Here is a 14,666-nt window from a genome sequence, read left to right as displayed (position 1 = left end):
ACAGACGCGGCCGATTGAGCGGAGCCACGCGAGTGGGCGGAGTGTGCGATATTCCGGCGATCGCCGAGGTATGCCAGACCGTCGGGTCGGGTGTCACATCGCTCGTTGCCGCGCCCTTCGATTGGCTCGCCCATACGCTCGCCGCAGCCGCCGCGTGGTTCTTCGAAGCCGTCTGGGCAGTGTTCGACACGACCACCCTCGTCGACGTCACCGGTGACCAGTACACCCAGGTATACAACCTGCTCTTCGGCGTGGCGCTGTTCGTCATGCTCGTGTTCTTCTGCCTGCAACTGATCACCGGACTGGCGCATCGCGATCCGACTGCGCTCTCCCGGGCTGCTGTGGGGCTCGGGAAGTCCGTGCTCGGATCGTTCGTCGCAATCGCCCTGACGGCGACGGTGCTGGAACTCACGGATCAGCTGGCCATCGGGATCGTCCAGGCAACCGGCAACACGATGGAGGGAATGGGCGACAGAATCGCCCTGATGGCCGCCGGGCTGGTCGCGATCAACATCGCGAGCCCTGGCGTCGGCGCGATCATGACGATCTTCCTCGCCGGACTCGCGATCGCTGCTACCGCGATCGTGTGGTTCTCGCTCCTCATCCGCAAAGCCCTGCTCCTGGTGGCGATTGTGTTCGCGCCGATCGCGCTGGCGGGATTCTCTTGGGATGCTACCCGCGGCTGGTTCGGCAAGTGGGTGGCGTTCGTTGTGGCCCTCGTCTTCTCCAAGCTCGTGCTCGTCGTCCTATTCCTCGTCGCGATAAATCAGACCGCCGCGCCGATCGATCTTGATCTCGCCTCCATCAGCGACCCCGTAGCCGGCGTCGTGCTCATGCTCGTCGCAGCCTTCGCGCCGTACATGACCTACAAGTTCATCTCGTTCGTCGGGGTCGATATGTACCACGCGATGTCGACCGAACAGGAGGCTAAGGGAGCGCTGAATCGGCCCGTCCCGGTGCCGGTTAGCCCCGCGACTGCCAAGTCTGCGAAGTCGATCCTCGACGGAGGTGGCACCTCGAGCGGGTCGGCGGCCCCGGTGGCAACGAGCGCCGCCACCGGATCGGGTGCCAGCGCGGGTGCGTCTGGTGCAGCAGCGTATGGCGCAGGAACTTCAGGCGCTGCGGCGGCCGCCGGCCCGGCCGCCGCAGTCATCGTCGGCGGTCAGGTGGTCGGCAAGGCAGCCTCCGCTGGACCCAAGCTCGGCAACGCCACCGGATCAGCAGCCATGGGACATTCCGAGGGCGCCAATCCGACAGACGGACCACCGTCACCGACGACCTCCCCGGCTGCCGGGCAACCGATCCCACAGCCGCGCACACCGACCCCGCCCCCGCGGCCGATCCCCACTCCGCGCGAAAGGACGACAGCATGACAGCGAGCAACACCCCGCGCGCGAACCAACTGCACCCGGTTCAGTTCTCCCGTCTGTCCAAGCGAGGCGTGATGCTCGGCCTCTCCCTGGCACAGCTCGTGACACTCGCCATCGGGCTAGTCGCGTTCACCAGTGCGGTGTACCTGGGCGGCGGCATCCTGTTCGGCCTCACATCACCGATCTGGGTGACGAGCGTCGCTCTTGCCTTTGTTCCCGTGGGTGGCCGGAAGCTCATTGAATGGGTGCCGATCTCGATCCGCTGGGTGTGGCGAAGCGTGGGCGGGCAGCTGCGATTCCGCGCGGACGTGGTCAAGCCGCGCCCCGCGGGCACGCTCGCACTCCCCGGCGACGCCGCCGCGCTCCGAGAGTGGGTCGACCTCGAGACGGGCGCCGCCATGATCCAAGACCCTCACACTCAGACCCTGACGGCAATCGCCGGCATCACGCATCCAGCGTTCGTTCTTCTCGACAGCGGCGAACAGGAGCGTCGGGTGACCGGCTGGGGGCGTGTGCTCGCGACCGTCTGCCGGTCGGGCCGCATCGCGCGCGTGCAGATCTCCGAGCGCACCGTGCCCAGCTCCGGAAGCGGGCTCGCCGAATGGTGGGCCCGGCATGGCGTCCACGATGACTCTTGGCCCGCGGTCACGTACCAGGAGCTCATTGAGCGCGCCGGCCCCGCCGGCGAACGGCATGAGACGACAATCGCCCTCGCGCTCGACATGCGCGCGGCGGCCCGCCAGATCCGCGCCGCCGGGGGTGGCATGAAGGGGGCCGCGAGCGTACTGCGTCAGGAGATGACGACGTTCGTGGCAGCACTGCGGGCAGCCGACCTAACGCCCACAGGATGGCTGAACCCAGGCGAGGTCGCGGTCGTGCTGCGCTCCGCATACGATCCCGCAGCCGCTCCCGCGCTCGAGAGACACGGGGACATCGGTCGATCTCTCGCAACGGCCGGCCCCATCGCAGTTTCCGAAACCTGGGACCGGCTGCATACCGACTCGGCCGACCACGCGGTTCTCTGGATCTCAGAGTGGCCGAGGTCGCAGGTGTACCCAGGCTTCCTCTCCCCCTTGCTGCTGACCTCGGGTATCCAACGCACATTCACTCTGACGTGCACACCGGTGCGTGCCGACCTCGCCGCGAGGGACATCAGGAGAAAGAAGGTGGGGCTTCTCTCGGATGCCGCGCAGCGGGCGAAGGTCGGGCAGATCGAGGATGCCGCGCGAGCCGCCGAATACAACGACGTCGTGCAGCAAGAGTCAGACCTTACGGCTGGTCACGGCGTGCTGCGTTTTACTGGGCTCGTCGCAGTGTCGGCGCCGAGCGTCGACGAGCTGGATGCCGCAGTCGCGGTGATCGAGCAGGCCGCCGTGCAAGCTGCCTGCGAAACACGGAGGCTCGTGGGTCAGCAGGCGCAAGCGTTCACCGTCGCCGCGCTGCCCCTGTGCCGAACCGTATGACGCGCGGGGACACCTCGCGCACCTGACTGACGACTTCTGTTGCAAGGGACACGCAATGCCTACATTTCAGGATCCTGTCGTCGATGGCGAGGAAGCATGTCACGCTCTGCGCGCTCTCGCGCACGCCACGCGCACGTTCGATGACCCGGCACAGACGTACGAGGTGGTCGGGGGTCTTCTGGGCGGCCTGCGGTCGCTCGAACAGGTGCTCGATCAGCTCGCGTTCGCGCACACCAGCTCGGACGCGATCGCCCGGACTGACGACGGTGATCACTGGGCTGGGGTGGAGGAAGCCCATGCAGCCGCCCTCGCGCTGCGGCGTGCGTCGGCCCTTGTCGCTCGGGCCGGCATGGCCCTCGATCGGGCATCTCAGCACTCAGGCCGAATTGCATGGGGATCCTCCGCCGTCGTCGCGCCGGTCTCGGAATCACTCGCGCCCCGCGTCAATCCGAACGACTCGTTTCAGCGCCCTGGCCCCTTCGCCTTCCAGGGGTCTGGTGCGAAGGTTCACCGCCGCAACGGGATGTCGCTGTGAACGCGCAAGGGGGTGAGCGCATTCACACCACAACGCTCGTGGACCCGGCAGGCGAACGTAGGAAGGAGCGTCGTGCCCGACGAAAGGCATCCCAGCGCCTCGGTGCCGCCACTCGCGCTGCCAGCACCGAATCCGACCGTGCCGAGGTCGAAGCGCGGCGCGCGGATCTACGCACGACGGCCTACCTGCCTGCCGCCGGGGAGTCGCGGCCCGCGGCGCTCCGAACCCCCGGCCGCCTGCGGATACCGCGCCACCAGGACACCAGTGCGACGCTCGCCGGAGCCTACCCGTTCCTCGCCGAAGGCGGACTCGGCTCGCAAGGCGTCTTCGTCGGCCAGGACCTCTACTCGGGTGCGTCATTCGTCTATGACCCGTGGGTGCTGTACTCACGTGGGATGATCACCGCGCCGAACATCGTCCTGGCTGGGATCGTGGGCTCCGGTAAGTCATCGCTCGTGAAGAGCCTCTACACGCGCTCGATCCCCTTCGGCCGCCGCGTCTACGTACCCGGCGACCCGAAGGGCGAACACACTGCCGTCGCCGAAGCGGTCGGTGGGCAGGCAATCGTGCTCGGGCACGGCATGGCGAACCGACTCAATCCGCTCGACGAAGGGCATCGCCCATCCGGCGTCTCTGACGAGAGCTGGGCTGGTCAGGTCGCCTCTCGTCGCCGCGACCTCATCGGCGCCCTGACCGAAACCGTGCTCGAACGACCACTGAGCCCACTGGAGCACACTGCGATCGACCTCGCTCTCGCGGACACTGTCCGCTCATGTGAGACCCCGATTCTGCCGATGGTCGTGGAACGCGTCCTCTCCCCGGACGTATCCCAGCAATCCGACCGCCGCCTCGTCGAGGACGGCAGGGTCGTTGGGCACGCACTCCGTCGGCTGGTCGCCGGAGATCTCGCCGGATTGTTCGACGGTCCCAGCACTGTCACCTTCGACCCGAGCCTGCCGATGATCTCGCTCGACCTGTCGCGTGTTGCCGAGAATACGACGCTCGTGTCCGTCCTCATGACGTGCTCCTCCGCCTGGATGGAGTCCGCGCTCCTCGACCCTCACGGTGGGCAGCGTTGGGTCATCTACGACGAAGCCTGGCGCCTCATGTCGCATCCCGCCCTTCTGCGACGAATGGACGCTCAGTGGCGACTCGCCCGCCACTATGGAATCGCGAACCTGCTGATCTTCCACAAGCTCTCCGACCTCGACAACGTCGGTGACCAGGGCTCCGCGATGCGCGCGATCGCATCGTCGCTCCTCGCCAACGCGGAGACGCGAATCATCTACCGGCAGGAAGCGGACCAGCTCGGAGCGACTGCGACCGCGCTGGGCCTCACTGGCACTGAGCAGAGTTTGTTGCCCGGCTTGGCAACGGGTCAAGGTCTCTGGCGGATCAAGGATCGTAGCTTCGTGGTTCAGCACCAGCTGCATCCCGCGGAGCTTGCAGCATTCGACACGACGAGCCGGATGACGGAGGGCGTGAGATGACGACAGCGCACGCATTACGACGATCCACCGACGCGATCCGCGTGCCGGCGGTGCTTCCCGTGATCACCATGACGATCTCGGCGGACGGCACGATGACCGTCGCCGTCGATGGGACGCCGTTCGAACCGCCTCGGTTCGGGGCACCCTGGGCCCGCGCTTCCTTTGCGGAAGTCATAGACACGGTCCTGCTCGCTCACGGGTCGCCGGTGCGGGTCGTCGTCCACGAGGCAGACGGCACGGTCTTTACCGACCTCATCACCCGGCCGCTGCAGGGCTCGATCGCCCCGAGTGCGCCGCTGCAGGTGCGGGACGGAGGGTCGAGCTCTCCGGCGGAGCCGCTGGCCGCACCCGCAGCACTCATCGATGCGACGCCTTTGATCGAGCCGCCTCGCGTTGTCTACGGCGAAGAGGGTTTCCTCCCGGGCGAAGATGTTGCCCTAGCGATCATCGTGCGTCACATCAAGGCTTCTGCGGACGGGTCCGCTCGAGCGTTGCTGGAACCGGGGCTCTGCCGCGTGACCGCCGAGGGCGAGATTGTCCTCGTGGGGAGAATCTCCGGCACGTGTGTTTTCGGGATCGTCACATGACGGGTCCCCACGGTGTCGGTGTCTCCGGTCCCGACGGGCTGACCAACCTCGCGTTGCTCACTCTCGGCGGGGCCGTTGCGATCGCCGGCATCCTGCGTGTGGGCGGCAATCTCGCCGCCTTCCTATCAGGAGCGGAGCAGCCGACAGGTGGTCTGGCCGCGGGGCTCGGTGTCTTCGGCTCCCCCGCTGACCCGGGGGCGGCACTCGGATCTCCTGGGCTAAACGCTGTGGCGTACTGGGCTGTCGTCGTGGCGTTCGTGGCGCTGCTCAGCGTTTCGGGTTGGTGGGTGTGGCGCGTCACCCGGAGCCACACTCGTCACGCCAGGTCCGACCCGAACCGGATTGCGGGAATCGCGACCATAGCCGACGTGCGCCGCGCTGCCTCCGATAGCGCGTTGCTGAAGCGCGCTGCCCACCTTCGCGCGTCCGTCGATAAGCCGCGATCCGAGGACGTCGGCTATCTCGTGGGCGTTGCACGAGGAACGAAGGTGTGGACGTCGGTCGAGGATTCGATCCTCGTGATCGGCCCTCCCCGGTCGGGCAAGGGCGCCCACATCGTCATCAACGCGATCCTCGATGCACCTGGCGCCGTCGTCACGACCTCCACCAGGCCGGACAACCTCACGACCACCATTCGCTCGCGCATGAGACGTGGGCCCGTCGCGGTGTTTGATCCGCAACATCTTGCTCCGGGAGTGCCGGCAGGCTTGCGGTGGTCGCCGGTACGCGGCTGCGAGCTCCCACTCACCGCGATGATTCGCGCCGCGGGACTCGCAGCCGGTACAGGCCTGTCGAGCGTTGGGGTAGACAACGGCGGCTTCTGGGAGGGCAAAACCCGTACAGCCCTTCAATCGTTGCTGCACGCCGCGGCACTCGACGGCCGCTCGCCCGGTGAACTCTTTCGCTGGACGCTCGACCCGGCCGCGGCGAAGGATGCAGTCGCGATCCTCACATCCAACCCTGCCGCCGCGACGGGATGGGCCGAGTCGCTTGAGGCGATGATCGACGCCGACCCCCGCACGCGCGACTCGATCTGGCAGGGCGTCTCCCTGGCGTTGGCTGCTCTGGCTGACCCTCGTGTTCTCGATGCAGTCAGCCCGAGCGAAGACGAGCAGTTCGATCCGGAGACCTTTCTCCGACGCAACGGCACCCTGTACCTTCTCGCGACGGGCGCCGGCGCCGGCGCATCCTCCTCCCTCGTCGCCGCGCTGGTCGAAGACCTCGTCGAAACCGCGAGGCGCGTTGCCGCGAGATCCCCAGGCGCCCGCCTCGACCCGCCGCTGCTTCTCGCGCTGGATGAGATCGGCAACCTTGCCCCTCTGCCGTCGCTGCCTGTCCTGATGGCCGAAGGCGGAGGCACCGGTGTCACCACGATGCCGGTGCTTCAGTCGCTCGCGCAGGCCCGTCAGCGGTGGGGCGACAACGCAGCCACGGCGATCTGGGACGCGAGTATCGCCAAGATCGTGCTCGGCGGCGCCTCAGGGTCTCGAGACCTCCAAGACATCGCCACCCTGATTGGCGACCGCGACGAGGCCACCGACTCGATCACTATCGGTGAACGCGGCATGCGCTCCAACCAGCGATCAACGCGCCGGGTTCCGATCATGCCGCCCGACGTGATTCGCACGATGCCGTACGGCACGGCGCTCCTACTGCTGAGGTCGGCGCCACCAATCGTCACACGCATGCGCGAATGGACTGCCCGCGCCGACGCCTCAGAACTTCGCGCGGAGCGGGCTCGAGTCGAGGAACAACTGCGGCGGGGATAGGCGACGCACCTACCAGGTGATGGCCGACCTGCGGCCCTGGTAGGAGCATCCGATGACTATCCATACCCAGCAGTCCCTCTCCGGGTTCATCGCGTCGCAGCCTCAACTCGCATTCAACGCGAAAGGCGAAGCCCGCTTCTGGGTGCGCATCGGGCAGGAGCACTTCGAACGCAATGAAGACGGCACCTTCACCCAGACCGAGACCACGTACCACGACCTCGTGATGTTTCGCCGCAACGCGGAGCGGGCCTACGCGATGTTCAACAAGGGCGACGTATTCATCGCCGAGGGATACACGCACACCTCGACGCGGGAACGCGACGGCGACACAGTCGAGACCGAGGAGTTCGTCGCGAAGCGCCTCGGCCACGACTCCGCGCGCACGAACTACACCCTGCAACGCCGGCGCAACGCGCTTCCGCCGGTGGCGGCATCCGCCCCGTCGACTGCGAAGCAAGCCGTCCGACCAGTGGCCCTCTGAGCGCGCGTGATGACTGCCGACGAGCCCCTCCATTTCCCCGGCTACGCTTTCGAGCCCCCGACGCCGGACGGCCCTGAAGCCGAGGCGGATGGCCTGCCGGGCGTGCCCCGCCCGGTGAACTGGAACGTGCTCACCTCGGATCAAGCGGCATTCGAGTGGGTCGAACTCGACAGGTGGGTGAACTGGCTACGCCGCACCTACGGGCTCGGACCGTCGATAATCCCGCCGCTGTGGCATCGACACTCCGAACTTGTCTGGGAGCTCTCTGCCCTGCACCTGCACTGGCTCTGCGCCTACGACAACGAGCAGCACGGCTCCGCTCCCCTCGGCTGGCACCAGGACTTCGCCGAGGCCCGAGAGCGCCTGCACGACTGGGTCGCCGCTTGTGGTTCGCGGCTCGACCGCGACAGGGCGACACGTCAGACGGCATGGCCCGGGGAGGATCCGGCACCGTCAGTGGAAGAGGTCGCGATCGAGGACCGCGGAGCCGACTTCCGCAGGTTCGTCGTCGAGGACGTCGCGCGCAGGCGGGCCGCCGAGGATGCGTACATAGCCGCAGAGGCTGGCCACTCGGCGTAAGCGTTCAAGGCTCATTTGAGAGCCTCGAAGGCCCAGTCGTCCTCCACCATGTGACCGATGCGGCATGACGACAGCCAATGCGCGCAAAGCCCACGATGAACGTGCCGGCCAGCGCACAGGTCTTGCGGTCGCGTTGAACTCGGACGGCGCGCGCGAATCAGCGCCGCGCTCCAGTCCGACTCATCGCAAACATTCGCCCGCCGGCCGACCGCTAAGTGAACCCCGTTCCTGGCGCTGTCATGCTCGTCCTGTGGCCCCCTTTCCCGGTCTCCTGCGTGGGCGGAGAATGAGGCCATGGATGCCCCGCGGGGGTCGGTCGAGCTCGAGGAAGCGGACGAGCTGCAACGCCTGCGTCGACGCGCGTACGGACCGGATGCCGACATCGCCGGGGATGCAGCGGCGCAGGCGCGGCTTTTCGAACTGGAAGGCGCCCATCGCGGACGGCCGGCTCCCGGCGTAGATGCTGCCGTCGCAGCGGCCCCCACCCCGGTCCCCGAGCGCGTCGCGGTCGCTGAAGGCGTCCCGCTCCCTGAGCCTGTCGAAGGGCCGCGCTCTGCTTCGACATCGGTCACGCAGCCTGTCGAGGGGGCGTTCGCCGCGGATGAGCCTGCCGGAGGGTCGGTGACCGGGCCAGACCCCGCCGAGCGGTCGACCGCCGATTCCGACCCCGTCAATGGACCTTCTGCGGCACCGTGGTGGCGACGCCGCCGCTGGTTCGTGATCGTCGGCGGCTTCATCGCTGCCCTCGCCCTGAACGCCGCCCTCGTCATGGGGGTGTCGCAGTTGCTTTCTGATAAGGCCACTCCAACCCGGACCGACACCGCGAAGCTGTTTCCCGTCCCCGATCTGGAGGGCCGATCGGACTACGTGGTTGCGCAGGGCTACGTGCTCGCACTCGAGTCGGTCGGTACCGACGCCGATAAGCCGAAGGACAACCACGGCACTCTCGCCGCGCTGGGACTCAATGCCGATGCGATGCGGCGCTATGAGGACTTGGGGGGCCTCCGTGTCTGGAGCGGAGAGTCTCGCAACGGCACGACCTGCCTACTCGTCGCTCACCCCGGCCAGGGTCTCAGGGAAGGGATTGGCGCCGAAGCGTGTTCCCCCAGAGGCCTGGACCCCATCGCTGAGCTGCCGATAAGCTCCGGATGCTGCTACCCCCCGGGAGTGTTCGAGGGTCTGCCGGTCGGCAGTGTCATCGTGTTCGCGCTGAAGGGCGACCAGGTCAACGTCTACGTGTACGAGAGGGCCGCCGACCCGAGCGCGTCGCAAGGCTAACAGGGCCGCGGTGTCACCGATCCGGCAGCGCGCGATGCCATGGGGGCCAGCCCCGGGCTGACGGCGAACAAGCCGAGCGGCAAGCACAAGTCGGGGCTGCGACTCCGCGCCCGCTGCCGCCTCACGTTGCCTTTCCTACGACTCTTGCCGATGTACGCGGCACACGGACTCGCGACTCTCCACGGGCGAGCCATTGACAGGAGCTCCACCAGTCCTAGGCACATGGCGTCCGTGGAAGGACCTGCCCGCGGGCAGGGACATCACCGGCCATCGTCCTGTCGGCGGAATTAGGCCAGCGGGCTCTTCGCCGAAGCTCCGATTCCTGTGGCGATAGCACCCTTCGCGGCCTCAACTAGCACGCCCGGTCCGAAGATGAGATCCTTGACGGCATTTCCGATTCCGCCGGCGAGGGCGCCGAGAGCATCTGCGGTCGCGACGTCTCTTATTGCCCGCCGGTCTTGATGAGCACGCGGCCGGCGTTGGAAACCGCACCGATATAGCTGCGCGGGTCAATGTACGAAAGCGACCACCCAATGCTCGGGGTCATAGATCGTGTCGGCGCCGTCTGCGACCATGTCAGCAGCAATCCCCGCCGTAAAACTCGCCCCCGGTTGTCGGTCGGTACACGTCGACCACATCATCGTGCAGCACGAATCGGACGTATGGCGACAGCTCACCGGACGGCGCGGGTGGGAGCTCGTCGAGGTTGAGGTTGTAATCGGCGATGGTGTCCACAGAAGGCGCCGTGCACTCGAACACCGAGATGTGATTTCCCCTGACCACGGCGATGCATCGCTCATTCTCCAGCTTCGTTGTGCTCCATATCCGCAGCGGCCCGTACGAGCCGTACGAGACGAAGTCCGCGACCGTCAAGCCATACCTCACAGGGACCTCATCGTCGACAGGGATGGACGCACTCTCGGGTGGGCCCTGCGGAGTGAGTTGTGCGACCGGCCGCCCGTCCTCTTGAGGTCGCAATGACGCGCGAGTGGGTTCGGGCTGGTTCGGCTCATCGACGACGAAGACACCAGTGCCGATGGCTGCGGCCAGCACCGCCACCGCGGCGATGACCCAGGGCAGCAGGCGGCGACGGCGCCACCACGGTGCCGAGCGGGCTCCGTCGATCGGTCCAGAATCGGCGATCGGCACCCCGGCGGGGTCTTGCCCGGTGACCGACCCTCCGTGAGCCTCATGCTCGGCGGACGCCCCGGTGACAGGCGGCGCCGACGATGTCGACCAAGGGCGCGACCCTTCGAGACGCTCAGGGACCGGGACGCGTTCCGACACCGGGGCTCGGAGCGCTGCGGCGGTACCGACGACGGGAGCCCGCTCTGGACGTTGGGCGGCTTCCAGTTCGGAAAGTCGAGCCTGAGCCGCCGCATCCCCCGCGATGTCGGCATCCGGTCCGTACGCGCGTCGTCGCAGGCGCTGCAACTCGTCCGATTCCTCGAAGTCGGCCGACCCTCGCGGCGCATCCATGCCCTGATTATCCGCCCGGGCACAACACCCGGAAAGGGGGGTACCCTGACGAAGCCTGAGGTCGCCAAGACGGTGATTCACTTGGCGATGAGACAGTTCGCTCGCTGCCACGGGGTGGATATCCCACGCGGCCCTCGACCGAGTCGTCGCCCTGAGCTCCAACATCAGTAGCGAGAGTCAGCTCGACATCATCGGCGATCCCCGAGTCCGATCCGGTCCGGTCATCGGGCACTTTGCGTGCGGGAGAAGGTCGGTTGACCGCTGGGGGACCGGCTTGCGAGTAGGCGACTGATTGACACCCGACAGCGCCCGATGGGCGGCTCGCTGCCCCCGATAGCGGACCGCTTTTCGAGCACACCCGTGCCCGAGCAGAGGGCAGGCGAGAACCCGCGAGCCGGTGCCGTGGGAACTCGATTTCGCCGCTCTCGGCAGCTTGACGGCGCACCTAGTGAAGACTGCTGAGATGAAGTCGCGATATCCGTGCTGTCCGCTGGTCCGCGATGCAGGCCGATTCTGAGGGAGTGTGTCTATGTCCGCGGCGTCGTCACCTCTGTACATTCACCGGTTCGGCAGCAAGCGGATCTGCGTCGCTGAAGGACCGGCTTGCTGCCGGCGATGCCGCGCCACCATAGGCCCGGCCTGTAGGACGGCCGGACCTATGGTGGCATCATGACGCACTACGACATCTGGACCGACGACCGCACCGGCCACACTTTCCGCATCACGAAGTCGATGGGAGATGGCGCCTCCATATGGAGCGTCGAGCGGGACACGCCAACTCATGAGCGGTTGGGATACGTGAAGCGCAAGGGCAGGAAGATCTGGGCAGTGACCTCGACCGTGCCCGACGGCAAGGCAGAGCAGATCGCGGTCGCTTCGGTCGAGGAAGGGTGGTCGCTCATCACGTCGGGAGCCTGACCTTCCACGAATTGACCAAGCGATCTAGGACACAGTGGCTATCCAAGTGAGGGGCTCCCGAAGCTGATCGAGAGAGCTGACCACCTGGAGTGGCGCCCGCCGCACGACCGGCATCCGGGCGACCGGAGCTGCAACCCCGCCGGCGACGGATCGATGACCGTCCCGCTGACTCTTGATCAAGGGGACGAGCCCCGCTCGCACACTGCCTGTCTATGTCAGCCTTGCTGACCCCTTAGCGATAGCGTCAGCCAGAGGGAGTTCAACGGAGGAGCCTGCTGTGTACGACGATCATCTGGATGAGCAGACGCGCCGCGAGTTGAACGCTAGACAGCGCGCCGGTCTCGTCACCGATGAGTTCATCAAGGCGGGGCTGGGCGGAGCCGTCGAACCGCCTTCGCTCACGGACCACGAAATCAACCGCAAGTACGAGCGCGGTGAGATTCGGATCGTGACTGAGCAGGGTCGATACCCGCTCGATTCAATCAGCAACATGCTCAGTGGAAAGAACTACAAGCTCGACCCGGACTATCAGAGGCGTCGACGATGGGATGTCACCCAGAAGAGCCGCCTCATCGAATCATTCATCATGAACGTGCCTGTGCCCCCTGTCTTCCTTTATGAATGGGACTTCAATCAATACGAGGTGATGGATGGTCTCCAGCGCATGACCGCGGTTCGGGAGTTCTACGAGGACGCCTTCGCCCTGACTGGTCTCGAGTACTGGCAGGAGTTGGAGGGCAGGCGATACGCAGACCTTCCATCGCGGATCAAAGCGGGGATCGACCGACGCTACGTTTCCTCCATCATCTTGCTGCGAGAAACATCGCATGGGGATGAGGATCCGGAGCAGCTGAAGCGATTCGTGTTCGGGCGAATCAACACGGGCGGGGTGAAGCTGACTGACCAGGAACTGAGAAACGCGCTCTACGACGGTCCCATGAATCGACTCTGCAAGGAGCTTTCGGCATGGCCTGCACTCCGCGCTATGTGGGGGATCCCACAGAACGTCGAAGAGCTCATGGACGCGGGAGAGGTCATCATCCCTGACGAGTCGATGCTCGACTTCGAGGTTGAGAGCGGGGGGCAGGTAGATCCGGTGCCAAGGATCTACCGCGAGATGGCTGACGTCGAGCTCGTGCTGCGTTTCTTCGCAAATCGGCAGCGCATGTTGCTCTACCGCGACAACTTGCGCGACTACCTCGACGAGTACCTAAAGGCAGCGAACAAATACGAAGAGCACACACTGAGCGAGTTGCGTGTGACGTTCGAGGAGACCATGAATCTGGCGCTCGACCTCTTCGGGGATCACGCCTTCCAAAGGAGGGCAAATCGGAAGTGGCGAACGGTCCCGTCGCTTTCGATATACGACGCCCTGACCAACGTGCTCTCCCGACTGCTGCCATCCAGCGACAAGCTGCGCGCGAATCGACAATCGATCCTCGATCACCTCGACGAGTTCTACGAGCAGAACGCACGGAAGTTCAACCTACGAGGGCAGACGCGCACCGACCTGATGGACAGGGAAATCCTCTTCGAGGGATTCTTGCGTAGCTTCATTGACTGACAATGCTGTCTCTAACAGCCGCCCATAGCGACGCACAGGCGCGCTTCGAACGTCACCAACGCTACGTGCATCATTCGCACGAGAACGCCGCAGGTTTCACCAGCGACGTTTACGCTTCGTGGATCTTGCTTGCTTACGCCTCGTATGAGGCCGCTCTTCGAAATCTCGGCGAAGCGACGATCGGTCACCTAGGGCAATTCGCGCCGACCCCTGCCGACCTTCCTGACGACATTCGTCGGGCGCACGCTGAGCGTGTGGTCCGCCGTGCGAGCGAGGCGTTTTCCCAACGAGTTCCGAGCCGGGGACAGGATATCGATCCGGAAGACTTCTTGAGCCGTGCATTCGGTTCAGATTGGGCCTCGGTGTCCGTCCTGCTCCGCATCGAGAAGAACGGCTGGGTGCAGAACGTCCGCGAGTGGCTACGGCGAGTCGGCGCTGAAGATGCGGACATGGTGTGGATGCGAGAGCCGTATGGATCGTCCACTGAGACGCTCGAATCGTTTGTCGATCGTCTGGTCGGTGAGCGCAACGATCTGGCGCATGGCGATCTTCCGGCTGCGACATTGTCGGCGGACCTCATGGTCGAATGGATCGATGCCATCTCGGAATTCGTACGCCGCATCTATCTCTGTTTGCAGGTCGCCTGTGCCCGAGCCTTTCCGGCTCACGTTATGCGCCGTTTCGGCGATATCGATCCTGACGCGCCTGCCCTCTCCGACATGACAGCAGCCTTCGCAGTTCTTCACGAGGACGTATCGGTGATGCAACACGCACTCGTGATCAGTGACTCCGGTGAAGTACGTGCAGCCAGAGTCGCCTCCATGCAAACGGAGTCGATAGGCATAGAGAAGGCAACGGCCGGTGACGAGCGCGTAGCCATCACCTTTTCTCGTTCGATCGAGCGCTGCGCAGTTTTTCATTGCTTCTGAGCACGGACTCCTGAGCGGCCGCACCCTCTCAACGTTTTCAAGGACGTGGGCGTCAATCGACGGATGGAAATCTGCGGCATCTACGCGTGACGCAGCTTGGGCGGTAGGGCGTACTCTTCGCAAAGCCGCGCGCTGTCGCGCCCGTCGTCCGGCGTAATGAGACAGCCAACGAGCGAAGATCGGTCAACCTGCACGCAGAGGGATCGGCAGTTGCACATCCGTGG

General features: G+C 65.7%; 13 protein-coding genes. 12 read left to right on the top strand and 1 reads right to left on the bottom strand.

Annotated elements, in window-relative coordinates:
* Positions 1-32 precede the first annotated feature (32 nt).
* The 9 genes from ACLQ2Q_RS11270 to ACLQ2Q_RS11230 all read left to right on the top strand — a co-directional run bounded on the left by ACLQ2Q_RS11270 (position 33) and on the right by ACLQ2Q_RS11230 (position 9,552).
* Entirely contained in the window at positions 33-1,373 is a 1,341-nt protein-coding gene (locus tag ACLQ2Q_RS11270; protein WP_425820589.1) for a conjugal transfer protein TrbL, read from the top strand.
* Positions 1,370-2,833, top strand: coding sequence for an SCO6880 family protein (locus ACLQ2Q_RS11265; protein WP_425820523.1), 1,464 nt, complete (start codon positions 1,370-1,372; stop codon positions 2,831-2,833). The genes ACLQ2Q_RS11270 and ACLQ2Q_RS11265 overlap by 4 nt, the downstream gene beginning before the upstream one ends.
* A 55-nt stretch (positions 2,834-2,888) precedes the next feature.
* Entirely contained in the window at positions 2,889-3,368 is a 480-nt protein-coding gene (locus tag ACLQ2Q_RS11260) for a hypothetical protein (protein ID WP_425820522.1), read from the top strand.
* Positions 3,365-4,858, top strand: coding sequence for an ATP-binding protein (locus ACLQ2Q_RS11255; protein WP_425820521.1), 1,494 nt, complete (start codon positions 3,365-3,367; stop codon positions 4,856-4,858). Before ACLQ2Q_RS11260 ends, ACLQ2Q_RS11255 begins: the two co-directional genes overlap by 4 nt.
* Positions 4,855-5,445: a hypothetical protein gene (locus tag ACLQ2Q_RS11250; protein ID WP_425820520.1), complete on the top strand. Its 591-nt coding sequence runs from the start codon at positions 4,855-4,857 to the stop codon at positions 5,443-5,445. Before ACLQ2Q_RS11255 ends, ACLQ2Q_RS11250 begins: the two co-directional genes overlap by 4 nt.
* Positions 5,442-7,214, top strand: coding sequence for a type IV secretory system conjugative DNA transfer family protein (locus tag ACLQ2Q_RS11245; protein ID WP_425820519.1), 1,773 nt, complete (start codon positions 5,442-5,444; stop codon positions 7,212-7,214). The genes ACLQ2Q_RS11250 and ACLQ2Q_RS11245 overlap by 4 nt, the downstream gene beginning before the upstream one ends.
* Positions 7,215-7,266: 52 nt before the next feature.
* The gene (locus tag ACLQ2Q_RS11240) at positions 7,267-7,695 is read left to right on the top strand and encodes a single-stranded DNA-binding protein (protein WP_425820518.1); all 429 of its coding nucleotides are present in this window, start codon (positions 7,267-7,269) and stop codon (positions 7,693-7,695) included.
* 9 nt (positions 7,696-7,704) lie between these two features.
* Positions 7,705-8,274: a hypothetical protein gene (locus tag ACLQ2Q_RS11235; RefSeq protein WP_425820517.1), complete on the top strand. Its 570-nt coding sequence runs from the start codon at positions 7,705-7,707 to the stop codon at positions 8,272-8,274.
* 294 nt (positions 8,275-8,568) lie between these two features.
* Positions 8,569-9,552, top strand: coding sequence for a hypothetical protein (locus ACLQ2Q_RS11230; RefSeq protein WP_425820516.1), 984 nt, complete (start codon positions 8,569-8,571; stop codon positions 9,550-9,552).
* 576 nt (positions 9,553-10,128) lie between these two features.
* Here ACLQ2Q_RS11230 and ACLQ2Q_RS11225 read toward each other — a convergent pair.
* A complete protein-coding gene (locus tag ACLQ2Q_RS11225; RefSeq protein ID WP_425820515.1) occupies positions 10,129-11,031 on the bottom strand; it encodes a hypothetical protein in 903 nt (300 codons plus the stop codon).
* 669 nt (positions 11,032-11,700) lie between these two features.
* On the opposite strand from ACLQ2Q_RS11225, the gene ACLQ2Q_RS11220 reads away from it, so the two are divergent.
* The 3 genes from ACLQ2Q_RS11220 (at position 11,701) to ACLQ2Q_RS11210 (ending at position 14,442) form a co-directional block, all read left to right on the top strand.
* On the top strand, positions 11,701-11,949 hold the full coding sequence (locus ACLQ2Q_RS11220) for a hypothetical protein (RefSeq protein WP_425820514.1): 249 nt from the start codon (positions 11,701-11,703) through the stop codon (positions 11,947-11,949).
* A 277-nt stretch (positions 11,950-12,226) separates the two neighbouring features.
* A complete protein-coding gene (locus ACLQ2Q_RS11215; protein ID WP_425820513.1) occupies positions 12,227-13,513 on the top strand; it encodes a DUF262 domain-containing protein in 1,287 nt (428 codons plus the stop codon).
* A gap of 2 nt (positions 13,514-13,515) precedes the next feature.
* The gene (locus ACLQ2Q_RS11210) at positions 13,516-14,442 is read left to right on the top strand and encodes a HEPN domain-containing protein (RefSeq protein ID WP_425820512.1); all 927 of its coding nucleotides are present in this window, start codon (positions 13,516-13,518) and stop codon (positions 14,440-14,442) included.
* Positions 14,443-14,666: the final 224 nt, after the last annotated feature.

The organism is Microbacterium sp. DT81.1, from assembly GCF_049844955.1.
Classification (GTDB): domain Bacteria; phylum Actinomycetota; class Actinomycetes; order Actinomycetales; family Microbacteriaceae; genus Microbacterium.
This window is presented reverse-complemented; position numbering and strand designations above follow the sequence as displayed.